The organism is Ruminobacter amylophilus, from assembly GCF_900115655.1.
GTDB classification, from domain to species: domain Bacteria; phylum Pseudomonadota; class Gammaproteobacteria; order Enterobacterales; family Succinivibrionaceae; genus Ruminobacter; species Ruminobacter amylophilus.
On record NZ_FOXF01000002.1, the window covers coordinates 33066 to 56478 of the forward strand.

Annotated in this window: 16 protein-coding genes; 10 read left to right on the plus strand and 6 right to left on the minus strand. The window is 39.0% G+C overall.

The features are described 5' to 3' along the window. Positions 1-13 precede the first annotated feature (13 nt). Positions 14-2326, plus strand: coding sequence for an NAD-dependent DNA ligase LigA (ligA, locus tag BMY80_RS00750; protein WP_093139991.1), 2313 nt, complete (start codon positions 14-16; stop codon positions 2324-2326). A 111-nt stretch (positions 2327-2437) separates the two neighbouring features. Here ligA and BMY80_RS00755 read toward each other — a convergent pair whose 3' ends face one another. Both BMY80_RS00755 and rnhA read right to left on the minus strand, forming a co-directional pair. After that, complete coding sequence (locus BMY80_RS00755; protein ID WP_093139994.1) at positions 2438-4189, minus strand: transglycosylase SLT domain-containing protein; 1752 nt, start codon at positions 4187-4189, stop codon at positions 2438-2440. Then, positions 4095-4589 carry a ribonuclease HI gene (rnhA, locus tag BMY80_RS00760; protein WP_093139997.1) on the minus strand — a complete coding sequence of 165 codons (495 nt, stop codon included), beginning with the start codon at positions 4587-4589 and terminating at the stop codon, positions 4095-4097. Before rnhA ends, BMY80_RS00755 begins: the two co-directional genes overlap by 95 nt. A gap of 541 nt (positions 4590-5130) precedes the next feature. On the opposite strand from rnhA, the gene dnaQ reads away from it, so the two are divergent. Then, positions 5131-6042 (plus strand): DNA polymerase III subunit epsilon, encoded by a 912-nt coding sequence (gene dnaQ / locus BMY80_RS00765; protein ID WP_084155382.1) that lies wholly within the window; start codon positions 5131-5133, stop codon positions 6040-6042. Between the two features lie 112 nt (positions 6043-6154). After that, positions 6155-6742: a D-sedoheptulose 7-phosphate isomerase gene (gene lpcA, locus BMY80_RS00770; protein ID WP_031578560.1), complete on the plus strand. Its 588-nt coding sequence runs from the start codon at positions 6155-6157 to the stop codon at positions 6740-6742. Between the two features lie 98 nt (positions 6743-6840). Here lpcA and purM read toward each other — a convergent pair whose 3' ends face one another. Then, positions 6841-7878 (minus strand): phosphoribosylformylglycinamidine cyclo-ligase, encoded by a 1038-nt coding sequence (gene purM / locus BMY80_RS00775; RefSeq protein ID WP_031578559.1) that lies wholly within the window; start codon positions 7876-7878, stop codon positions 6841-6843. A gap of 540 nt (positions 7879-8418) precedes the next feature. On the opposite strand from purM, the gene BMY80_RS00780 reads away from it, so the two are divergent. Then, positions 8419-9780, plus strand: a complete 1362-nt coding sequence (locus tag BMY80_RS00780; protein ID WP_177178452.1) for a DUF2066 domain-containing protein — start codon at positions 8419-8421, stop codon at positions 9778-9780. 361 nt (positions 9781-10141) lie between these two features. Beyond that, a complete protein-coding gene (locus BMY80_RS00785) occupies positions 10142-10909 on the plus strand; it encodes a DnaA ATPase domain-containing protein (protein ID WP_031578557.1) in 768 nt (255 codons plus the stop codon). A gap of 126 nt (positions 10910-11035) precedes the next feature. Here BMY80_RS00785 and BMY80_RS00790 read toward each other — a convergent pair whose 3' ends face one another. Continuing rightward, positions 11036-12469 (minus strand): AI-2E family transporter, encoded by a 1434-nt coding sequence (locus BMY80_RS00790; protein ID WP_177178453.1) that lies wholly within the window; start codon positions 12467-12469, stop codon positions 11036-11038. A 427-nt stretch (positions 12470-12896) separates the two neighbouring features. On the opposite strand from BMY80_RS00790, the gene BMY80_RS00795 reads away from it, so the two are divergent. Beyond that, entirely contained in the window at positions 12897-14342 is a 1446-nt protein-coding gene (locus BMY80_RS00795) for a M48 family metalloprotease (RefSeq protein WP_093140009.1), read from the plus strand. A 64-nt stretch (positions 14343-14406) separates the two neighbouring features. Here BMY80_RS00795 and BMY80_RS00800 read toward each other — a convergent pair whose 3' ends face one another. Both BMY80_RS00800 and BMY80_RS00805 read right to left on the minus strand, forming a co-directional pair. Then, a complete protein-coding gene (locus BMY80_RS00800; RefSeq protein WP_093140012.1) occupies positions 14407-15258 on the minus strand; it encodes a tetratricopeptide repeat protein in 852 nt (283 codons plus the stop codon). A gap of 90 nt (positions 15259-15348) precedes the next feature. Then, positions 15349-17205 carry a DUF3413 domain-containing protein gene (locus tag BMY80_RS00805; RefSeq protein WP_093140015.1) on the minus strand — a complete coding sequence of 619 codons (1857 nt, stop codon included), beginning with the start codon at positions 17203-17205 and terminating at the stop codon, positions 15349-15351. Positions 17206-18022: 817 nt separating this feature from the next. Between BMY80_RS00805 and malE (BMY80_RS00810) the strand changes: the two genes are divergently transcribed. The 4 genes from malE (BMY80_RS00810) to malG all read left to right on the plus strand — a co-directional run bounded on the left by malE (BMY80_RS00810) (position 18023) and on the right by malG (position 23410). Further along, positions 18023-19207 (plus strand): maltose/maltodextrin ABC transporter substrate-binding protein MalE, encoded by a 1185-nt coding sequence (malE, locus tag BMY80_RS00810; protein WP_093140018.1) that lies wholly within the window; start codon positions 18023-18025, stop codon positions 19205-19207. 241 nt (positions 19208-19448) lie between these two features. Further along, positions 19449-20630, plus strand: coding sequence for a maltose/maltodextrin ABC transporter substrate-binding protein MalE (malE, locus tag BMY80_RS00815; protein WP_093140021.1), 1182 nt, complete (start codon positions 19449-19451; stop codon positions 20628-20630). Positions 20631-20849: 219 nt separating this feature from the next. After that, positions 20850-22490: a maltose ABC transporter permease MalF gene (gene malF / locus BMY80_RS00820; protein ID WP_051621743.1), complete on the plus strand. Its 1641-nt coding sequence runs from the start codon at positions 20850-20852 to the stop codon at positions 22488-22490. Positions 22491-22492: 2 nt separating this feature from the next. Next, complete coding sequence (malG, locus tag BMY80_RS00825; RefSeq protein ID WP_031578548.1) at positions 22493-23410, plus strand: maltose ABC transporter permease MalG; 918 nt, start codon at positions 22493-22495, stop codon at positions 23408-23410. Positions 23411-23413: the final 3 nt, after the last annotated feature.

Below are 23413 nucleotides of genomic sequence, written 5' to 3' on the forward strand. Positions count from 1 at the left end.
ATCAAAGACTGCTATGACAACACGTACTGAAGATTTGCATGAGATGAAGGAGTTGGTTACCCTTCTTAACAGATATGCTGATGAATATTACAATCAGGATAATCCGTCAGTTCCCGATGCAGAATACGACAGACTGTACAGACGACTCAAAGAATTGGAAAAGGCTTATCCGGACTCAGTTCTTCCAGACTCCCCGACTCACAGAGTCGGCGGAAGCGGTAAAGCCGATTTGGAAAAGTTTGAGCATAAAATTCCAATGCTGTCTTTGGATAATGTTTTTAATGATGAAGAACTGAGTGACTTTGTTGAAAAGGTGGCTAATGGTCTGTCAAAGGCTGAGCAGGAGATTGAATTCTGTGCAGAACCAAAGCTTGACGGTCTGGCTCTCAGTCTCATATATAAGAATGGAGTTCTCGTAACTGCGGCTACCAGAGGAAATGGTCGTATCGGAGAAAATGTAACTGCTCAGGCTAAAACCATTAAAAACATTCCTCTTTCTTTGAAAGGTGACAAGATTCCTTCTTATCTTGAAGTGCGTGGCGAAGTATTTATGCTTCACAGGGATTTTGAGGCTGCCAATGAATTTTTCAGAAAAAGAGACGGCATAAAGGCAAAGCTCTATGCAAATCCCCGAAATGCTGCCGCAGGGGCACTGCGTCAGCTGGATCCTGCAGAAACAGCAAAACGCAAACTGACATTTAATGCGTATTTTGTAACAGAGTGTGAGGGGGCGGATCTCCCTGATAATCATTATGATCGTCTGATGTATGTGGCTTCTCTGGGGCTTCCTGTGAATAAGGAAATTAAATTCGGCAGGGGGCTGGCTTTTCTGCGCGATTATTTTTCAGATATGCACAACAGACGTATGAGTCTGGATTATGATATAGACGGAATTGTTTACAAGGTTAACAGTACTAAGCTTTGGGATGTACTGGGCTTTGTTTCCAGAGCTCCAAGATTTGCCATAGCACATAAGTTTCCTGCTCAGGAACAGATCACTACTCTTAATGCAGTTGATTTTCAGGTGGGGAGAACAGGTGCGGTAACACCGGTTGCAAGACTTGAACCAGTACAGGTGGCAGGTGTAACCGTGAGCAATGCAACTTTGCATAATTTCGATGAAATTGAAAGACTGGGGGTGAAGATTTACGATCGGGTGGTCATCAGAAGAGCTGGTGACGTAATCCCTCAGGTAATGAGAGTCGTAACTGAAGCCAGAACCGGAAAAGAGATTGATATTGAATTTCCTTCAGTATGTCCGATTTGCGGCAGTGCACTGGAAAGAATGCCTGATGAAGCGGTTATTCGCTGCACCGGCGGACTTTCATGCAAAGCCCAGTTAAAAGAATCAATCTGTCATTTTGTTTCCAACAAGGCAATGGATATAAGAGGACTTGGCGATAAAAATATTGAGGCAATGATAGATTCCGGACTGGTGAATGCTGTTCATGATTTATATCATCTTTCTGTAGAAGATATAAAAAATGTCTGTCAGAAAACAGATGATGACCTTCAGGTTAATACAGAGACTGATGGAGATGATTCTGAAGATACTCGGAAGAACAGTCCTCGCGGAAGCAAAGGTGATGATACACCACCAGATGATACCGGCATGTTTGATATGTTTGATTCCATCAATAAGGATGCGGTCTCAAATTCCGTTGCCAAAGAGGCTCCTGATTCAGATGGTACCGGAGAATCCAGGTCTAAAAGATCCAAGAAGAGTAAAATCATCGGAGAAAAAGCTGCCGTCAAAATTATGGCAAGCATTGAAGCCAGCAGAACCAGACCTCTCAATCGTTTTATCTACGCCCTTGGTATTCGTGAGGTGGGTGAAAATACGGCTATGTCATTAGCAAGAGAGTTTGAAAACATTTATGAACTCATGGCTGCTGATGTTGACAGACTTCTTGCCATCAAGGATATAGGGGAAGTAAGCGCGAGACACATAGTTAATTTTTTCAGGGAAAAGCACAATCAGATTATTATTGATGATCTTTTGAAGTCACAGCTTCTTGGCGGATCCGGAGTGATACCTCAGAGGGTGAAGCCTGATGATGCTGATTTGGAAAAGATAAAAGACAATCCGTTTAACCTGAAAACTATCGTTCTGACAGGTACTCTTTCAAGTATGAAGCGAGATGAGCTCAAGGCTGTTTTGCAGAATTACGGAGCAACAGTTTCAGGTTCTGTTTCAGCAAAAACCCATTTGGTTATAGCCGGAGAGGCTACCGGTTCAAAACTGGATAAGGCTACAAAACTTGGAATTCAGATAATGTATGAGGATGAACTGCTGAAGATTCTTGAGGAACTTGAGCAGAAGTAAGCTGTTTTTTGAAAAGTTTAAAAGCTTCCATAATATGATTATGGAAGCTTTTTTGTTCTTCAAATGCTGAGGCAACGATTCTGCCTGTTGTCTGTTCAGACAAATGTAAACTTATTTCTTTGAGCCTGACTTGACATTGCTCTTTGCAATATCATTGGTTTTCCCTTTAAGGGTCACATTTTTGGTCTTGGCCGCTGCAGTTGTATTTCCTAGTTTTTTACTGCTCGCCGAAGCTTTGTTTTTTCCTGCAGATGACTTTGCTGTAGTCACTTTGGCAGAGGCTGAATTCTTTGTGGTGGCAGCTGAAGTCACTTTAGTCGTATTCTTTTTTGCTGTTGATGCCTTTGCAGTAGTAGACTTTCCGTTGGCTTTGTTCGCTGTCCTGGCAGTTGATTTGGAAGTTTTGCCAGAAGCCAGCTCGGTTTTCTGTTTCTTTCTGGTTCCTTCAGCGGCAACTTTAGTATTGCTTTTCTTGGTTGTTTTTGCAGTACTGATGCGATTTGTTGTTGCCTTAGGGATGGAAGGAGTTTTATCAGAATTAGGCTGTTTGTCTTTCTGTATTCTGTTATTCATGGCAGTCTGAACCAAAGCGTTAGACTGGTCTTTGCAACTCATTGATGACGCATTACTAAGTTCTTCCTCAGCTTTTGCCATCATCTGTTCGTAAGCCTTCTGCTCTGCCTTAATGTTAGCGGCAATAGCGTGTTTTCTGTATGATTCTTTTGGTGGATTTGTCACTTTCTGTAAAGAATAGTTTTCAGGTAAATCCATGTTGTTTATAGGCAGAAGCGCATAATTAACCATAGTGGTCGGTTTGTTTTCATTCAAGAATCCTGGATTGAGTTTTTTTAATCTTTCGATCGAAATTCCGGTTTTTTCTGACAGAGATTTTAAAGTAGTACCGGCAGCGATAGGGGTTTTCTTGAATACCGGTCTGTATGGCATGTCAGGGAATTTCAGATTGTTGTGCTTGGCATTACGCAGAAGATCTGTGTAGGCATGAAGCTTTTCAACGTAATTAACTCCGGATCTTGGCAGAGGAAGACTCCATAAATCAGTAGGTCTGTTTTTACTCTTACTGATTTTTATGGCTTTTAATACTGTACCTTCCCCTAAATTATAGGCGGCAATGGCAAGATTCCAATCATTGAAAATCTTATAAAGGTAATTGAAATAAGTCAGGGCGGCATCTGTTGATGCAATAACATCCCTGCGCATGTCATAGGTGGAATCAACTCTTAACTTGAAGTTTCTTGCCGTGATAGGAACAAACTGCCAGATGCCTTTTGCACCGGCAGGAGAAACAGCATATGGGTTAAAGTTACTTTCGATAATCGGGATAACCGCAAGTTCAAGAGGCATATCCCTGCTTTTAAGTTCATTAACAATGTGATAAAGGTACAGATGGCCGTTGGCAAGCTGTTTTTCGAAATATTTCTGTTTTTTCTTAACCTGATTAATCTGCTGGGTTATGTATTTATGCTTGGGATTCACGAGTCCCATGTCGAACACGGCGTATTCCCACAGGCTACTGGTATTACCGGCATCCTTGAGGGCATCCTCTTCATTCTTGTAGTGGACGTTATAACTGTGAATGAGTTCTTCCGCGTAGTTATTGATTGTACTCATTTCAACTTCGGATGGACTCTGACAGAGATCAGATGAGACAGCCTCATTTTCAGGAGAAATAAGGAATGCCTCTTCAGGATTGTGATTGTTGGTAACGCAGCCAGCAAGTATAAAGGATACAGTAGCAGTCTGAAGGATTTTATACAGTATTTCTGTAACCTTCGTCCTGCAGGAGATCTTCTCCCTGTGCTGCCTTCCTGGCAAATTCATCACATTCATTGTTGTAGATGTCATTGTCGTGTCCTTTCACCCAGTTCCATGTTATCATGTGCTTCGATGTGATTTCGGATAACTGCTTCCATAAATCAACATTCTGTACGTTCTTCCAGTTTCTTTTTTTCCATGAAGCAATCCATTTGGTTATGCCGTCAATTACATATTTACTGTCGGAAAACAGGTTTACCCTGCAAGGCATTTTTAATGCGCTAAGGGCTGTAATTACAGCAAGCAGTTCCATTCTGTTGTTTGTAGTAAGTTTATATCCTGCAGAAAGAACCTTTTTATGTTCCTTGTAAAAAAGGATGGCGCAGTAGCCTCCTTTTCCGGGATTTCCCAAACAGGAACCGTCGGTATAGATGGTTACTTCTTTTAAATTATTGTTATTTGTTTCCTGGTTTGTGTTAACGTTTTCCATGCGTTTTTTATAAAAAAATTAACAACGTATTCTTAAATTATATCACAAAATGGTAAAAACTCAAAATTCTTTATATGCTGATGGCGCCGAATATATAAAATAAATATTTTTAGAAATTATCTGCTGATTAAAAATTTGAGATGAAAATTTTGTGTTTTCATAATTTAAATTTATGTCTGAAAAAAGTGAAATAAGTCTGAATAAAATAGAGTATTTTAGCTGAATATATATAATATAGATTAAGATTGATTTGTACATATAAAAATATAATTAAAATGTAAGGATATGTATAAAATTAAAAAATACTATAAATAATATTCCTATATGGATATACAGTTCAAAAAATAGTTTAACAAAGTGCAATATTCTTAAATTTAATCTTTGAATAAAACGGAAAGTTGGATAGAATAGGTATTTCAAATAAAGAATTTATTTAAGTTTATATACAGAGAAAAATTACCAACAGGGTTGATTTGAATTGCTTTTTTTAGCTTTTTTAGCCTTAAATCTTCGTGGTAATTTGAATTTGCGGAAAATATGAATGGCTGAAGTTTATACTGAAAAAAATCAAAGAAAGGTGGTGCTGGATACAGAAACCACCGGTAAATGCGATGACGGAACCCCTGGTGATCATCGTATTATTGAAATCGGCTGTGTAGAGATGATTGGAAGAAAAATTACAGGAAAAAAATTACAGCTCTACATTAATCCTGACAGACCAGTCGATGAAGAGGCGTATAAGGTTCATAAGATTTCTGATGAATTTCTGGCAACTCAGCCGAGATTCCATGAAGTTTTTCAGGAATTCTATGATTTTATTGCCGGATCAGAACTGATAATTCATAACGCAAAATTCGACGTGGGTTTTATTGACAATGAATTCAGACTGAATAACAACAATATAAAAGTAGAGAACATCTGTACTGTTACTGATACTCTCGACATAGCCAGAAAAAAATATCCCGGGCAGAGAATAAGTCTGGATGCTCTGTGTTCAAAACTAAATGTTGATGCTTCAGCCCGTACATCTCACGGCGCGCTGCTCGATGCTGAAATTCTTGCCGAAGTTTTTCTGGCCATGACCGGTGGTCAGGGCGAGTTTGAGTTTAATTCATCAAAATCTCAGACATCAGGGAGCTCTCAGCACGTAAGCAGAGTAGCTGTTTTAGGTGATAGAAAAATACCTGTGATTTTTCCGTCAGTTGATGAAGAGGGAGATGATTTTATTTATCAGATGAAACTGAAAAAGATTGAAGTTCCTGCTTTCAAAGGTAAACTGTCTCAGGCTGACTGCATGGTTGCGCTTCGTACCAATTTCTTCGGTGATGCCAAATATATGCAGTATCAGGAAGCCAAGTCTGATATTATTATTGAAGAGCTTGATAAAAGAAGCAAGCTGTACGATGTTTATAAACGAGTTCAGCAGGCTCAGGTAAGCAGAAGAAAGAAATAGTTTCTCTGCAAACGTTAAACAGGTATCCGTCAGAAGTATAAATGTGGCGGTAGATAATTATAAACAGTTTCTAAATCGGTCCGTGCCGGTTGTATTTATATTGAGGATGACAATGAACGGTTATGATATAAAAGCTTCTCTTATGGAAGCTGCAGATGTTCTGAACAAATTTCTTTCAGATGATAACAACATCGCCGCAATTGAAGCCGCAGCTGAGATTATGGCTGATTCTCTGAAAAATGATGGAAAGATTCTTTCGGCAGGTAATGGCGGAAGTCATTGTGATGCCATGCATTTTGCTGAAGAGCTAACCGGAAGGTATCGTGAAAACCGTCCGGCATACGGTGCGATAGCAATTTCGGATCCGAGTCATTTATCATGTGTTTCCAATGATTTTGGATATGAATTTGTTTTTTCAAGATATCTTGAAGGCGTTGGACGCAAAGGTGATGTATTTTTAGGTATTTCCACAAGCGGTAATTCCAAGAATATTATCAGAGCTGTGGAAACTGCAAAATCCAAGGGAATTAAAACAGTTGTCCTTACAGGAAAGGATGGAGGAAAACTGGCCGGAATGGCTGATGTTGAAATCCGTGTTCCTCATTTTGGTTACGCCGATAGAATTCAGGAGATTCATATTAAGATTATCCATATTCTGATTCAGGCTATTGAATGTAAAATGAAGGAGGCTGGTTTATAGTCTCCCGCTTTTAAGATGACGACAGATTTGTTTATTTAACAGAAAATAAAAAACGGAACTGTAAGTTCCGTTTTTTGGTCTATCTGATTAACAGGATATTAGATAATTTCAACCTGTTCTTCATTATCGGCAGCATTTTCAATTGAGCCGATAACCCAAGCCTTTTCGCCATTGGCATTTAAGATTTCAACAGCCTTTTCAGCGTCAGCCTTATCAAGAGCAACAATCATGCCTACACCGCAGTTGAAGGTACGATACATTTCGTGAGTATCGATGTTGCCGTTTTTCTGTAACCACTTGAATACTTCCGGCCATTCCCAGCTGTCTTCACGGCAAACAGCCTTGGTGTTTGCAGGAAGTACTCTAGGGATGTTTTCCCAGAATCCGCCACCGGTAATATGAGCGAGAGCGTGAATCTTGCAGCTCTTCATTAAGTTAAGGATAGGCTTAACATAGATACGGGTTGGAGTGAGAAGTGTGTCGATTAAAGTACGACCGTCAGACATCTTCTGATCAGGATCAGCCTTAGATACTTCGAGAACCTTTCTTACGAGTGAGTAACCGTTTGAATGCGGACCTGAAGAAGCAATGGCAACAATGGCGTCACCAGGTTTTACTTTAGAACCGTCAATTATTTCGTCTTCTTCAACAACACCCACTGCAAAGCCTGCAAGGTCGTAATCAGGTACGTGGTACATACCAGGCATTTCTGCGGTTTCACCACCGATTAATGAACATCCTGCAAGTTCGCATCCCTTACCGATACCGGTAACTACCTTGGTGGCATCTTCAACGTTTAATTTGCCGGTTGCGTAGTAGTCCAGGAAGAATAAAGGTTCTGCCCCCTGAACAACAAGGTCGTTTACACTCATGGCAACCAGGTCAATACCCACGGTGTCATGCTTCTTGAAATCAATAGCCAGACGTAATTTGGTGCCAACACCGTCAGTACCTGAAACGAGAATTGGTTTCTTGTAATTGGCTGGGATACGGCAGAGAGCACCGAAACCGCCTAATCCACCCATAACTTCTGGTCTGGTGGTTTTCTTAACTACACTCTTGATGTTATCAACAAGAGCATTGCCTGCATCAATATCAACGCCAGCATCTTTGTAGCTTAATTTCTGATTGTCCATTGTTGGATAAGCCTCATGTGTTAAACGAAATAAATTGTGAACATTCTAACAAATTTTTATGCATTTTTCATACTTTTAATAATGCTTAAGGTAAATATTTTTTAGCCAGCTGTGAATGCCTGTATGTCTTGAGCTCAACAGATCTGTAAATATGCATGGGCAATTTGTTTAACAGTTTAAACAAGACAGGCCATTTTACTGTTTTAAGTGTATACTTATTCTTACTGTTTATTTTGGTTAACCGCAAAGTTTTATCAATCATTACATCCTCTTTGATTTATGAATTCAGGATAGAGTGTATGATATGCATGTGTTGGATTATTCTGAGCCTATCGAACTGTTGACATTCATGTCTTTCTTATACTTGTTAGGATGGCTTTATTTACTGTCGACGTTTTGTGACTATAGGAATGCGGTTCAGAAAACATAGATTAGATTAATTGCCGGAATACAGGAAGACGGTAATATATTTTGGGAAGAATTACAGATATGATTTTTAACAAAAGTTTGTCCAGTGGTATTTTAAAGGTTTTGGTCACTTTGGCTTGTACTTCAGTTTTTAATTACGGTCTGGCTGCCGGTAATGGGTATACATACAGAGTTCCTTTCGATGGGGATTTCGATTCGGCTCACAGTGAAGCATTCAATCAGATGATAAGCGCGCTCAGTAACGGAAGTACGGATCCTTCAGCCATAAAAGTGAATGTGGACAGTATTATATCCAATGAAACTATTACTGATGACGGACTTCTTGAAGTTTCTTTTTCAGATTCTGCGGTAAGAAATCTTATCAGCAGTGGAAAAATAACAGTATGGTCAGGCCTGAAAGAACCTCTCCTTGTATGGTTAACAAGAGGAACCATGGTTGACTATGTCGATGGTGAAGGTGCTGTCGATACCAAAACGGAAGCCAGAATTGTTGTTTCCGGCGAGAGAGACGGATTCGTTGATGCTCTGATTGCCAGAGGCAGACTGGAAAAAGTAAACGCCATTCTTCCATTGAATGACCTTGATGACATGGAGGCCGTGACGATTTCTGACGTAATGTCCGGTAATGCCGACAAGATTTCCAAAGCTTCCGCCAAGTATACAGGTGGTATTTCCGTGGCCTCTTTGCTAACAGGGAATAACGGCAAACTGCAGTTAACATATCATTTCATTGATGTTGCTACAGGCCAGAAAATTTTTTCGCAGACTGCAGAAGGTACCGCAAGCGAGGTGGTTGATCAGTTCTACAATGATTTGAAAACCAGTTTAGGTACAAAGAAATCATCAGGTACCGAAATAAGCTCTGAAAGAGGAACAGAAAGAGATGTTTCCGCATATCTTGACGGTTATTCTGATACAAGCGGTCTCAAGTTGGGAATGACTCCTAACGGAAACTATCTTGTTCTGATTAAAAACACACCAGACTTTGATGTAATGATGGATATCAAGCAGAATTTCCTTAAAGCTGGTTTTAAGGATGCTGAAGTTGTCGATGTTAAAGGTGGAGACGTTGTATATTCTCTTTCTACTGTAAGAAATGTCAATCCGGAAAAGCTGATGACGGTTTTTCAGGCTCTTGAACCAGATGAATATGCACCGGGGGTCTTTTATTTCAACAGTAATGTGAAGAACATTATTGTTATCCCTGATGAAAATAAGGCAAAGAGCACTTCTTCCACAGGTGAGGGAATGCAGAATGCTGATAATAATACTCATGAAGAAACAGAAAGTTCCGTAAATACAGCAACTTCATCAAATGAAAATACTGAGACAGTGGTGACCGGTGAATCAAACGGTTCTTCACCAATCCAGCTGAATAACAGAACTCAGAGAGGAGAACGTGGTCGCAGAAAGAGTGGTAATGCTTATCCGGATCCTAATAAAAAGTACAAAACCGGTGGTGGTGTACTTTAGTCATGCTGTTGATTGAATTTTAAGACAGATCGTGCTGCCTGATGAGTTTGTAATCAAATTGGATACTTATTCTTTGTTTACTGTGGCAGCATGATATATCTAAATATAGATGTGCTCTGTATTTTTGTTAGTTAATTTTTAATCAAAATAATTAACATGAGTTTTACAAATGACCTAAAAGTGAAGATTAATCAACAATTTTTGCAATTTTTATCGTTAAAGAAGAAAAAAAATATAGAAGTTAACAACATTAATAATACAATATATGAAGGTATGAGTTTATTATCATATCAGCGTGCGGTTTGCATTGTTTTTTTGCATGCTGCTGTTTGATTTATGTGAAACACAGGTTTGTACGAGATTGAGTTACGATAGAGAGTATAAGCAAATTCCGTTAAGAATAGGATACGGTGAATACGAGGGAACATTTGAGTCTTTCTATGTCACTGATTCTAATCGGATTTCTTATAATTACCTTAAAGAAGCTCTTTCAGGAGATCTCGAGTCAAGTCAGCATTTCATATATCTGTATGGTCCGAAAAACGGTGGAAAGAGTCACCTTCTCACCGCATCAATAAAAGTAGCTCAGGATCATGGCTATTCTACAATAGCCATGGATTTGGCAAATTATATTGATTCAGCTCCGGTATCCATATTACAGGGAGCAGAAGATTGTGATGTGATCTGTCTGGATAACATTGATTCGGTAGCTGGAATTCATGATTGGGAAGCTGAGATTTTCAATCTTTACAACAGGTGGCATGCCAACAAGAAAGGTATATTTATCGTTGTGGCATCCTCTTTCCCGACAATGGCCAAATTCAAAAAAAACGACCTCATAACAAGATTGGGAAGCGGTGTTACCTTAAGTATTCATCCGGTGTCAATTGCTGACCTTCCTAAGCTTCTAATCCAGCGTGAGAATAACAGAGGCACTGATTTGTCCAAAGACTTGGCTGATATTATTGTCAATCGTTTGGGAAATGTTGGTGAGTGTATCGAAGCTGTTGATCTGATTGATTCTCTTGCTGCGTCACTGAAAAAGAGGGTTATTACCAAGACTTTCGTGGAACAGATTGTTAAGTCTGTAAAACAAAAATCTACTAGTGATTACCTGAAAATGATGTAGTTTCTTTTATACTGTTTCTATTTATATTTTTTTAAGAATAATTGAAGCGTATTAGAATTCTGTATATGCATTCAGCATATGTAATGAAAGCTCCGGCATTAGTGATGACGGAGCTTTTGTCGTTCGTTACGAAATGCTTTTTGCTTCAAGCTTTTTGCTTTCTATATATTTTCGATTAACCGGCCATTTGGTAAATATTGTTTTTACGAATGTTGCCAGCGGTATTGCAAGAACAACCCCCCAGAAACCAAGCAGACCGCCAAAAACAACTATGGCTACAAGAATTGAGAACGGATCCAGATTTAGTGTTTCTGAGAACAGCATAGGTGTCAGCACATAACCATCAAGAATCTGAATAATGGTATATATTGCAATCAGCCATACCATATCGCCACTGAGACCGAACTGAATCAGACCGATAATGACAATAGGTATTGTAATAATAATCATACCAACATATGGAATAATCACGCTTAAACCGACTCCTATAGCCAGTAACAGACCATAGTTAAGCCCCAAAATACTGAAAGCGATCCAGTTAACCAGAAAAATGATAATCACATGAATGCATTTACCATTCAGGTACTTTGAAATAAGAATATTCATTTCTGCCCAGAAAGATGTTACCTCTTCATGAGAACAAAGATATTTTTTTGATAGAGAGAGAAATTTATCCTTGTCTTTAAGCATGTAGAAGGCAAAAATCGGTACTATGATAAAGTAAACAACGAAGGACAGCATATCCATGAATAACGGAGCGATTTTGGTGGTGATGAATGGTGTAACCCATCCCTTGACTGTGCGCATAAAGGAAATGGCGTATTCTTTCATCTGCTGATCGGACAGGAGATCTTTATAGGTTTTAGGCAACTTGTCAGTGAGTTGCTGTAGTTTTGCGGACAGCCAGCTTATTGTTGCAGTACTTTCCTGTTTGTCCTCTTCATTCATACGTTTCGGTTCATAACCTGATTTTTTCTCTTCCTGTGCTGATGATGGCTCATTTACAGCTACAGATCCATTATTGGCGTTAATATCTGAATTTTTGCTGATAGGGGAGGTATCTTCAACTGTCAGTGCGGTTTCTGCATTTTCAGATATTTCTGTTTCAGAAGAAGCCTGGTCGTTCTGATGAGCCAATGTGTCAGTTTCCAGATTATTCCGTTGAATATCATTTGATTCCGGAGATGTATTCTTAGAAGACATGACGATCTTTTCTTTGAGAATTTCCTGTATGTTTGCATTCTCGCCATGATTTGAAATTTCTGTAAGAGTTTCACTAATGCTTGTGGAAATTCTTGTCAGCTGTTCGGCAGCTGGTGGTATTACGGCTACAAACAGACATATAAAGAATACGATATAACACAGCATTACCAGAATGGTTGCTCCTAGTCTTGAGGCTCCGTGTTTAATAAGAAAACTTACAGGTCTTTCAAGCATGAATGCCAATACCAGGGCCGCCACCAGTGTTCCGAATACATTTGAGAAAAAGTACAGAATCACGAATGCGGTAATAAACTGCAGTATCAGTATTATAGCTGCCGGATTAGACATGTTTCTCATATACCAATCTTTAAAAAACGATATCATGGTATTATTCCTAAAAATTTTTAACAGTTGAGCGATGTGGCTTATTTTTAATTAACAAATGAGGATACAGGCATTTAAAATCAGGGGTAAATAGATTCTTATCGATGCCTGTTTGGTATGATTAATTTATAAATAATTCACAGTGTCGCGAGGTATTATACTCAATATTTAATCAGTAATAATAAAAAAGTACATAAATGACTACACATTTAAGATTAAAAACGTGAAAATAATATCTAAAAATATGCAAATTAAGATAGTTTTATCTTAAATCAAAGAAGAATATTGTGGAATGACAGGGAGCTTCCGAATATGGCTAAATTAACGTATGAAATGACTGAATTTAAAGTAGTTTCTCTTGTCTAATTCTAAGCTCGGATACCTGTGGATAAATACGAAAATGAAATTTAAGTTAAGCGGTTTAATGGCTGTTCTTGCCGTATGTATGATGAGTTCGTCTGTTTGTGCAGATGACGTGGCCGGCATAACGGATTTTGGTACAGCAGGGGTAAGAGCCATAACAGTAGAAAAAGAGAAGGAAATGGGGGAACTGTTCGTTACAGTTGCAAAGTCTCAGCTTCCTGTTATATACGATCCCGTTTTGGAACAGTATGTTGCTTCTCTTCTGTCCAGAATGGCTGCCAGGGCTGACGGAGTCAAATATCCTTTTGAACCTATAATTGTAGAAGATCACACCATAAATGCCGCAGCATTTTTTGGTGGAAAGATCATGCTTAACAGCGGACTGATAGTCGCAACCGACAACGAGAGTCAGCTGGCATCAGTTCTTGCTCATGAAATGACTCATGTCACTCAGCGACATCTTGCAAGAAGTATGGAAGCCAGACAGGATGCCATGGTCACGGGGATTGCAGGTATAGTAGGGAGTCTTATATTGGGAGTGATAAACCCTGCCGTAGGCATGGCCGGTGTTTCCGCTTCCATTGGAGGAATGGCTCAGAGTAATATCAATTATACCAGAGCGAACGAATACGAGGCTGACAGACTGGGTATAGATCTGCTTTATAATTCGGGGTTCAATCCCAATGCAATGGCCGATATGATGAGAAAGCTTCAGGTAAGAGGTGAAAATTTTAATCCTGCTTTTGAAATGCTTCTTACCCACCCATTATCTTCAAAACGTGTGGCTGAAGCTGAAAACCGAGCCAGATTCTATAAGGTTAAACCATATTATGAAAGCATTGATTTTTCATTTGCCAAAAGCAGAGTAGAGGTCAGGTACAGCAATATAAGCCCAAAGTTTAACCTGGAAGCTGCAAAACAGCGTCTTACCAAATCTCAGAATGATTACGGTGCCTGGTACATGATGGCTCTTGCGGCTCTGGAGCTTAATGATTACGCAACGGCAGAAAAGGCTCTGAACAAGCTGAAGGTTGATTACGGCAGAAATCTTTTTGTCATTGATACCTTAACAGATTTTTATGTTGCAAAAGGTGAATATGCCAAAGCTGAATCTCTTCTTAAAGAAATGATAAAAAGCAAGGGTGAACAGGAAGTTTTTATAGTCAATCTTGCAAATGTTTACATAGAATCAAAAAATTATGCAAAAGCTGAAAATCTTCTGAAGAGATATCGTCGCAATGCTAAATCAGTTACAGCGGATTCATTATTGAAAACAGCCTACATGAAACAGAATAAGACTTGTGAACTGTACCAGATTAACACTGATATTCTGGAATCGAAAGGACAGTGGAATCAGGCTATTAACAGTGTAAATGAAGCCCTCAGATACTGCAATGAAAAGAATACGGTTCTTCGACTTAAGGCTTTGGCTTCAAGAATTGTTGAAGAACGTGACTTTTACGACAAGCTCATAGCTCAGTAGTCTTATAAACAAACAGGCAACCAGCCGTTTCGTGAAGGTTGCCTGTTTTGATTTGCAGTATGGATTAATACATGATTGTGTACAGTTTACTACGATATCTTGACTGCTTAGGATCTCCGTTCATGGTTGAGATGATGTCCAGATAAACCTGCTTAAGGTTTCCAGCGTTGAGATCTTTTCTCAAATATCCCAACAGCAGATCCAGAGCATCTGTTGCTTTTCCGGACTGACTGAGTGCAGTACATAGCTTTTCAACGTTGTCCAAATCATCCGGATTTTGTTTGAGCTTTTCCTGAAGAATATCAATTTCAGGGTTCTGTTGATTTTTTTCAGCCAAAGTAAGTGCTGCTTCAAGATCGGTGTAGATTTTATCTAATCTGCTGTTAGGATCCACTCCTTCCAGTGCTGTTCTGGCTTCACTTAATTTTTTGGCCTTAATGGCAATTTCTACATATGCAAATCTGATATTGATATCGTTTGGTGCCAGAGCAAATGCATCTGCGATTTTTGCAAAAGAGCCATTGACGTTATTTTCGCTGAGTAACTTGGTTGCTTCATGAAGTAAAATCTGTTCTTTGGCTGGCATCAGTCCGGCAACAATTGCGGAGGCACTGTCTGGATTTGATAATTCAGCACTGCTTATAATGTCTACAGGTCTCCCATTTTTGAATACACAGATACTTGGCAGTGATGATATCTGCAATTGCATGCATATTGACTGGATTACAGGATCTGCCGCGTTACCTTTAGCTAAAGTCAGAAATTCATTCTGCTGGCCAACGGTGTTTTCAATAGCTGTAGTAACAGCTTGAGTCTGCTGATTATTAGGATCGTAAACATAAAAAAGGATTGTTTTTTCAGCGGATTTTGCAACAAGTTCTTCCTGAATATTTGATTGATTAACTTCTATAATCATGGGCATTTATCCTTTTGTATTGGATAAGGTGAAAAAAATATACTCTCTACAGTCTATTACATAGTGTCTAAGAGAGTATATTCAAGTACCTTAGTTTGAGAATTTGTTAAGCAGCTTTCTGGCTTTGATGAGAGTACTCATGTTTGGCTGTACTCTTTCTGAATCATTGTCCGTGTAGATTATTGTATTTTCGTGTTTGTCAAAGATAGTAGTCTGATCCGGACTTATGATGTGAAGTTCATCCTGGCTGCCACTAATTACCCAAGGCCTGTTTTGAATTTCTCTCAGGTTGGCACCTGTCGTGTAATCGGCTTCTTCATTCTGGATACCGAGAATTTCATGGGCAATGGTAGGAGCAATATCCTGTGATGATGTTATTGCAGAAATTTTGGCCGGAATAACGGCGTCAGGCCAACTGATGACAAGCGGAACATGGTGATATTCACGACTGTACTTACTGCTGCTGTCTTTAAAGAACTTGCTGATATTGTAACCAGAACTGGAGGTTACTATTATTACCGTGTTTTTGGCATATCCTGAATCAACCACTGTTTTGAACAGCTGTCCAAGTAATCTGTCTGTCTGATACAGACAGTTCAGATATCTGTTGTGCAGATGCTCGTCATCCTTGTCTTTATCAAGTGAATCCAGATTGATATTTCTTGAGGCAATCTGAGGCCTGTATATGATTTGAGCATCAGAGTCAAGATAGAGTGTGCTAGGTGATGTAAGTTTTATGGTGGTGAACTGTGGACGATATCCCCATTCGTCTGCAGATATCCACTTTACAGCATTCTGAATTGTTTGAATGTCGGTTGAATAAGATTTGATATTCTTGGGTCTGACCCCGCTGATAGAAGCCAGCTGTTTTCCGGTTGAGCTTGCAGAGCCGGTTATATATCCTGTGATTTTATAATCCTGCTGCAACATTTCTGTAATAATTACAGGAGAATACTTTTCCGCCTGAACAGTCTTTATGTATTGAGCAGGAATTCCGTAAATCATCTCGAAACTTGCGGAAATGTCAGTATCATTTCCTAGGTAGTTCTTGATATATGAGTCATGCTGTTTGGCAAAATCGGTCAGATTTGGCATATATTCTGAAGTCATGTGCTCGAAATTTAACCCATCAATAGTAATCAAGAGCACGTTGTAAGGATTTTCAGAAGGGGTTACTTTTATTGAACTGAGAGGGTATTTTAGTTTTTCTGATGTCTGGCTGACAACTCTCTCTATCTGAGTGCTCTCACTATTACCGGAATATACCAGAAGTCCGTGTTCCTTGAGGAAGGTATTGGCTGTCATTGGGTAGTAAGCAGGAAATATTGATTTCTGCTGCGTAATCGGGACGTATTTGTATGCATTTGCCCAGATATGCATGATGTGTGTAGTCAGAAAAGAAACAATGAAAATACACGTGAGGAATACTGTAATTTTCTGATACCTGTGAAGGTAGTGATTTCTCCATGCAAGTTTAGAGAAAAGATATTCTATGAAACCTACGACTGGTGTGGCTATATACAGAAAATTGTAATTCAGACCTGTGGAAAAACCTTCCTGCGAGAAGAAAATCTGCAGAACAGACAGATTAAGGTGGATTTTAATTGCCTGATAAAGTTTTACGTCTATCAGCATAACCGTCATGAAGACAGTAGCTAGTATGATGGATAAAACTCTGTAGGTTCGTGTGGATCTGCACAGGAATGTTAACGGGAAAAAAATTAAGATGTAGATGATGAATACTAGAAAACTGAAATGACCGAGCCAACTGATTATAAGATAGGTTGTTCCCAATCCTGTTGATGGGGTAGGTGCGTTATAAAGGTATGCACAACCGATAAGCAGAGCAAGAAAAATATTCAGCAGAACAAACCAGTGTCCCCAGCTGATTGAACGGGAAACTTCATCTTTGTATGTGAAATAGCTACTGTAATTAATACTGTTCATTTCAGAAATACCAAAGCACAACCATAAAGTATAATACAGGATTTATCTGAAAATAATCATATCTGTCATCCCGTACGTTTTACATATTTTACTACATATATTAAAAATTGGGCGATTTAAAGTTTATAAATGGGAATAAAGACCAGAATAACTCTTTGTGCAGGTTGCTCAGTATTGCGTCTGGAGAATGCGCTGGTGCAGTTAAGTAATATTTTAGATTTATGCTTTTGTATAATATTTTAATACTTAGATATTGGTGCATGATTAAGATTTTTTTATGATGTCTGAATTAATCCTGTGAAAAGTGTTTTTGTATAACGTATATCCCGCTTATAAATAAAGAGATATAAATATAGGTGAAATAGTATTTGTAAAGCAAATACTAGTTATATCGGTAAATTATTTATGTTGCATTTCAATGAAAAACAATTCAAATAATTTAATGTTTTAAAAAGAATACCTGTAATAGGCGAAATAAATATTATTTTGATGTCAGGTCATTTATTTAAAAATGATGAAAAAGTAATCAAACGAAATAAAATAATTCATTTTTAATTGTGTGAAAACACTTTCACTGTTAGAGTATGAATTGTGATATTGATCTATTAAAATTTTTTGTTACCTCGGTGCCCTCGAAAAGTAAACAAGAAGTTAATGGGTTTACTAATTAGAGATACTGTTCAAAATTTGAGTAATGGTATGATTTAACGTCATTGTTTGTGGTTTAACATATTAGAATAAACAATTGTTTCGCTGTTTGAATTAATCCTGCGAACTGTTTGAATTAATTTGTTTTTACGCCAGTAGGACAGTGATTATGAGAAAGATATTGTTATCAGCTATTGTGACTGCTGTAGCCATGGGTTTTTTCGGTTCTGCGGTTGCGGAAGGTATTGAGGGTACACATCTTACGGTGTGGGTTAATGGCGATAAGTCGTACAAGGGGATTGAAAAGGTCGGTGAGAGATTTGAAAAGGATACCGGGATTAAAGTAATTGTTGAACACCCGGAACAGCCGGTTATCAAATTTCTGCAACATGCTGCTTCAGGCAATGGCCCGGACTTGTTTATGTGGGCTCATGACAGATTTGGTGAGTGGGTTCAGGTTGGAATTCTCACACCTGTTGAACCTACGCCGGAAGAATTTGACAGATTTCAGTCTGTTGCCTGGGAGGCTATGAAAGTAAAAGACAAGTACTACGGATATCCTGTTTCCATTGAAGCAATCGCTTTTATGTGTAACAAGGATTTGGTGCCGGAAGCTCCAAAGACTTTTGAGGAGCTTGTAGAGCTTGACGAAAAATTACAGAGAGAAGGGAAACACGCCATAGTTTGGGATTATAACGATGGTTACTTTACTTATCCTATTCTTTCAGCAAACGGCGGTTATTCGTTCAGAAAAAATGAAAATGGCGAATATGATGTTACCAAAACAGGTATTAATAGTCCTGGTGCAGTTAAAGGTCTGGAATACATAGTTAATCTCATTAGAGATGAACATATGCAGACATGGGAAGAATTTCCAAAAATGGAAAAGAAATTCATTGACGGTAATGTAGGCTGCATTATAAACGGAGCCTGGGGCTGGGAAAGATACAGTAAACTTAACTATTCTGTTAATCCGTTCCCTACGCTTGATGGTAAACCTGGTAAACCATTTGTCGGTGTGTTGGGGATGACGATAAATAAAGCGTCACCTAACAAGGAAGCTGCAAAGAAGTTTCTGCTTGACTACCTTTTGACTGACGAAGGTCTTGAAGAAATGAATAACGATCGTCCGTTAGGCGCTGTTGCATTGAAGTCGTATCAGGCAAAGCTTGAGAAGGATCCGCGAATAGCGACAATAATGTATAACGCGGAACACGGGGATCTGATGCCGAATATCCCTGAAATGAATAAATTCTGGAGTTCTCTGCAGACGGCCTTAAAAAATGCGACAACTGGTCGTCAGTCAGCTAAGAAGGCTTTGAAAATAGCTGAAGAAAGAGTTTTAAAGAAATAGTAGAGCCGTGAGTGTGTCTGCAGTGCTGCATTATGTGGTGGAGACATGTAATTGCGTGTGATCGAAACTGCTTTCAGTAGGTCTGAATCACATAAAAAACGCAACTAATGCACTCATAATGAGATACATGTTAAAAAAATGCAACTTTTTATTATTTAAAAAAATGCATATGTTCTATTATGTTATCGTTAAATTCGGTTTGAGGCCGATGTTTATTAATACTAAGTAAGGAAATAGACTAATGAAAAAAACTATTTTAGCTACTGTTGTAGGCTTGGCTGCTTTTGGTTTTGCACAGGTTGCTTCTGCATCAGGTATTGAAGAAGGTCAGTTAACAATTTGGGTTAACGGCGATAAGTCATATGACGGTATTGCTAAGGTTGGTAAGAAGTTTGAACAGGCTACCGGTGTTAAGGTAACTGTTGCTCACCCTGACCAGGTTGAAGTTAAGTTCCAGCAGAACGCTGCATCTGGTAACGGTCCTGATATTTTCATGTGGGCTCATGACCGTTATGGTGAATGGGTTAAGTCTGGTCTTTTAACTCCAATTGAACCAACCAAGGAAGAATTAAACAAGTTCCAGGACGTTGCTTGGAAGGCTATGACTGTAGATGGCAAGATTTACGGTTACCCAGTATCTATTGAAGCTATTGCTTTAATTTGTAACAAGGATATCGTTAAGGATGCTCCTAAGTCATTCGAAGAACTTGTAACTCTTGATGACCAGTTAAAGAAGGACGGCAAGCGTGCAATTATGTGGGATTACAATAATGCATTCTTCAGCTATCCATTACTTTCTGCTAACGGCGGTTATGCATTCAAGAGAAATGCAGATGGCAGTTACGATGTTAAGGATTCAGGTGTAAATAACGACGGTGCTAAGGCCGGTGTTCAGTTCCTCGTTGACTTAATTAAGAATGATCACATGCAGAAGGGCGCTGACTACGGTATCATGGAATCTAGCTTCGTAAACGGCAAGGTTGCATGTATCATCAACGGACCATGGTCATGGGGTCAGTACAGCAAGCTTAACTACAGCGTTAACCCAATCCCAACCCTTAAGGGTAACCCAGGTAAGCCATTCGTAGGTGTTCAGGGTATGACCATCAACCAGGCTTCTCCTAACAAGGACTTAGCTAAGGAATTCTTACTCAACTACCTCCTCACTGATGAAGGTCTGGATGAAATGAATAAGGATAAGCCATTAGGTGCTGCTGCTCTTAAGTCTTACGAAGCTAAGCTTGAAAAGGACCCAAGAATTGCTGTAACCATGAGCAACGCTAAGATTGGTGACCCAATGCCAAGCGTACCAGAAATGAATCGTTTCTGGAGTTCATTACAGACTGCTCTTAAGAATGCTACTACTGGTCGTCAGACTTTAGAAGAAGCTCTTAAGACTGCTGAAGATCGTATCGAAAAGTAAGATAACTTTCTAACAAAGAAGCTCTGAGAGGAGCTTCTTTTATGAAAGACTAGAATTAAAAGCTTTAATATGAAAATATTAAAGTTTTTATTTGTAGTAAAAAGTTTTTTTATTACAGTTTTACAAGCTAAATTTAGAATAAGTTATTAGGGTATTAGCATGGATTCTATCGCTGTTGGTAAGAGAGGTAAAACCTCTGGAGGTGGAGCGCCTGGCTTAATGATACTCAAAGTTTTAATATCTTTAACAGTATTACTCTTTGGTGTATTCATGATAAGCTCTATGTTTACTCATGGTCAGTACGCTTTCGCAATTTTATTTACAATAGTCATCGCAGGTGGTTTACTTGTAGCATGGCTTAAGGGATTATATCCTCACAGATATATATTCCCTGCCGTTGCGGGTATGGTGGTTTTCATTATATTCCCGTTGGTTTACACCGTGTACATCGCGTTCACAAACTACTCTGCTAAAAACCTCTTCACTCTTGAAAGAGCTGAGAATTACTTCCTCAGTCAGACCTATAGAGTAGAAGGTGGTGACTACGAGTTTAAGCTTTATGCAAAGGAAGGCAACAAGTACGTAATCGTACTTCAGAATCAGCCAGCTATGCTTGCTGACGGCAATCCTGCTGAAGTTCGCACCTATGCTTCTCCAGAAACTGTGTTCTTTGATAAGGAACAGATGGAAAAGCCTGCAAACAAGGCAACTGCATCAAAAGCTGTTATCCATGTTACTAAGGTAGATAACTCTTATACTCAGGATATGGAAGATTGTGGTATTAAGTGTAAGACTCAGTTCAGAGATTACTTAAAGTCTATTAAGATTAAGATTGATAATCAGGAACTTACTTACACTGGTCTTAAGACTTTCAGTGCTGTTAAGAACAGATACGTTCGTCAGAAGGAAGTTGTTCTTGGCAACCAGGAAAGATTAAGCAATCCACACATGCTTAAGGATCTTTCAAATGATTCTTTAATCGTTCCTGATATGGAAGATGGTTATTACAAGACTATCGATACTCAGACCGGTAAGCCAGTTGGAGAAAGAATGGCTCCAGGTTTCCGCGTTGGTATCGGTTTTGAACACTTCAAGAGAATTTGGAACGATAAGAGTATTTCTACTCCATTCCTTAAGATTTTCATTTGGACTGTTTGTTTTGCTGCTTTAACCGTATTCATTACTCTTGCTATCGGTATGGTTCTCGCTTGTCTTGTTCAGTGGGAATTCTTAAAGGGTAGATCAATTTATCGTCTGATTCTGATTCTTCCTTATGCAGTACCATCATTCATTTCAATCCTGGTATTTAAAGGTTTGTTCAATGAAAACTTTGGTGAAATCAACCGTATTTTAGACTTCTTCTTTGGTTGGAGACCAGAGTGGTACAATGAAGCCGGCTATGCTCGTTCTATGATTCTCATCGTAAACGCATGGTTAGGTTATCCATACATGATGATTCTTTGTATGGGTCTGTTAAAGGCTATTCCTGATGATCTCTATGAAGCATCAGCAATGGATGGTTCAGGTCCTCTTCAGAACTTCCTGAAGATTACTCTTCCTCTTTTAATGAAGCCTTTAACTCCGTTACTCATTGCTTCATTTGCATTTAACTTCAATAACTTCGTGTTAATTATGCTGTTAACTAACGGTGGTCCTGACTTCTTACCAGAAGACGGTGTGGTTACTACTGCAGGTTCTACTGACTTGCTCGTATCTTATACCTACCGCTTAGCATTCGAAGGTGGTGCTGGTGGTAATGACTACGGTCTGGCATCTGCAATTGCTACTACTATCTTCATTTTAGTAGGTGCTTTATCTATAGTTAACTTAAAGCTTTCTAAGATGGGGGCTAGGGACTAATTATGGCAATCGTACAACCTAAGTCAATAAAGTATCGCATTATTGCTACTCACATTGTAATGTGTTTGTTCTTACTTGCTGTTCTGTTTCCGTTATACATGGTTGTGATGATTTCATTCCGTGAAGGTAACTTTGCAACCAACGTATCAGACAGTTTTTACGACCTCTTTTTACCAAGATTGGATTCGTTAACACTGGATCACTGGAAACTTGCATTCGGTATTTCATATGTAGATGCTGATGGTGTAGAACATATGCCTCCATTCCCTGTATTAAAGTGGTTATGGAACTCTATCATTATTTCGTTCTTCACTGCAGCGTTTATCGTACTGCTTTCAACAACCAGTGCTTATGCGTTTGCTCGTTTGAACTTTAAGGGTAAGACTACACTTTTAAACTGTATGCTGATTTTCCAGATGTTCCCTTCAGTGCTTGCACTCGTTGCTATCTATGCATTGTTTGATAACATCGGTGAATATCTGCCTTTCATCGGTCTTGACACCAGAGCAGGTCTGATTCTTTCATATATGGGTGGTATTGCACTTCATATTTGGACCATCAAGGGTTACTTTGAAACCATCGATGCTTCACTCGAAGAAGCTGCAGCAATCGACGGTGCTACTCCTTGGCAGGCTTTCAGACTCGTACTTTTACCTCTGTCAGTGCCAATTCTCGCAGTAGTATTCATCCTTGCATTTATCGGTACTATTACTGAAGTTCCAGTAGCAAGTATTCTGTTAAATGACGTAGATAACTACACCCTTGCTGTAGGTTCTCAGCAGTACCTTGCATCTCAGAACAAGCTCTGGGGTGACTTCGCAGCAGCGGCTGTTATGTCAGGTTTACCAATTACCATCGTATTTATGTTAGCTCAGCGTTGGTTAGTTGGTGGTTTGACTGCCGGTGGTGTAAAGGGTTAATTG

Coding starts and splice junctions, on each gene's coding strand:
- ligA (WP_093139991.1), top strand. CDS start 14: ATGACAACACGTACTGAAGATTTGCATGAGATGAAGGAGTTGGTTACC.
- BMY80_RS00755 (WP_093139994.1), bottom strand. CDS start 4,189: ATGACATCTACAACAATGAATGTGATGAATTTGCCAGGAAGGCAGCAC.
- rnhA (WP_093139997.1), bottom strand. CDS start 4,589: ATGGAAAACGTTAACACAAACCAGGAAACAAATAACAATAATTTAAAA.
- dnaQ (WP_084155382.1), top strand. CDS start 5,131: ATGGCTGAAGTTTATACTGAAAAAAATCAAAGAAAGGTGGTGCTGGAT.
- lpcA (WP_031578560.1), top strand. CDS start 6,155: ATGAACGGTTATGATATAAAAGCTTCTCTTATGGAAGCTGCAGATGTT.
- purM (WP_031578559.1), bottom strand. CDS start 7,878: ATGGACAATCAGAAATTAAGCTACAAAGATGCTGGCGTTGATATTGAT.
- BMY80_RS00790 (WP_177178453.1), bottom strand. CDS start 12,469: ATGAGAAACATGTCTAATCCGGCAGCTATAATACTGATACTGCAGTTT.
- BMY80_RS00795 (WP_093140009.1), top strand. CDS start 12,897: ATGAAATTTAAGTTAAGCGGTTTAATGGCTGTTCTTGCCGTATGTATG.
- BMY80_RS00800 (WP_093140012.1), bottom strand. CDS start 15,258: ATGATTATAGAAGTTAATCAATCAAATATTCAGGAAGAACTTGTTGCA.
- BMY80_RS00805 (WP_093140015.1), bottom strand. CDS start 17,205: ATGAACAGTATTAATTACAGTAGCTATTTCACATACAAAGATGAAGTT.
- malE (WP_093140018.1), top strand. CDS start 18,023: ATGAGAAAGATATTGTTATCAGCTATTGTGACTGCTGTAGCCATGGGT.
- malE (WP_093140021.1), top strand. CDS start 19,449: ATGAAAAAAACTATTTTAGCTACTGTTGTAGGCTTGGCTGCTTTTGGT.
- malF (WP_051621743.1), top strand. CDS start 20,850: ATGATACTCAAAGTTTTAATATCTTTAACAGTATTACTCTTTGGTGTA.
- malG (WP_031578548.1), top strand. CDS start 22,493: ATGGCAATCGTACAACCTAAGTCAATAAAGTATCGCATTATTGCTACT.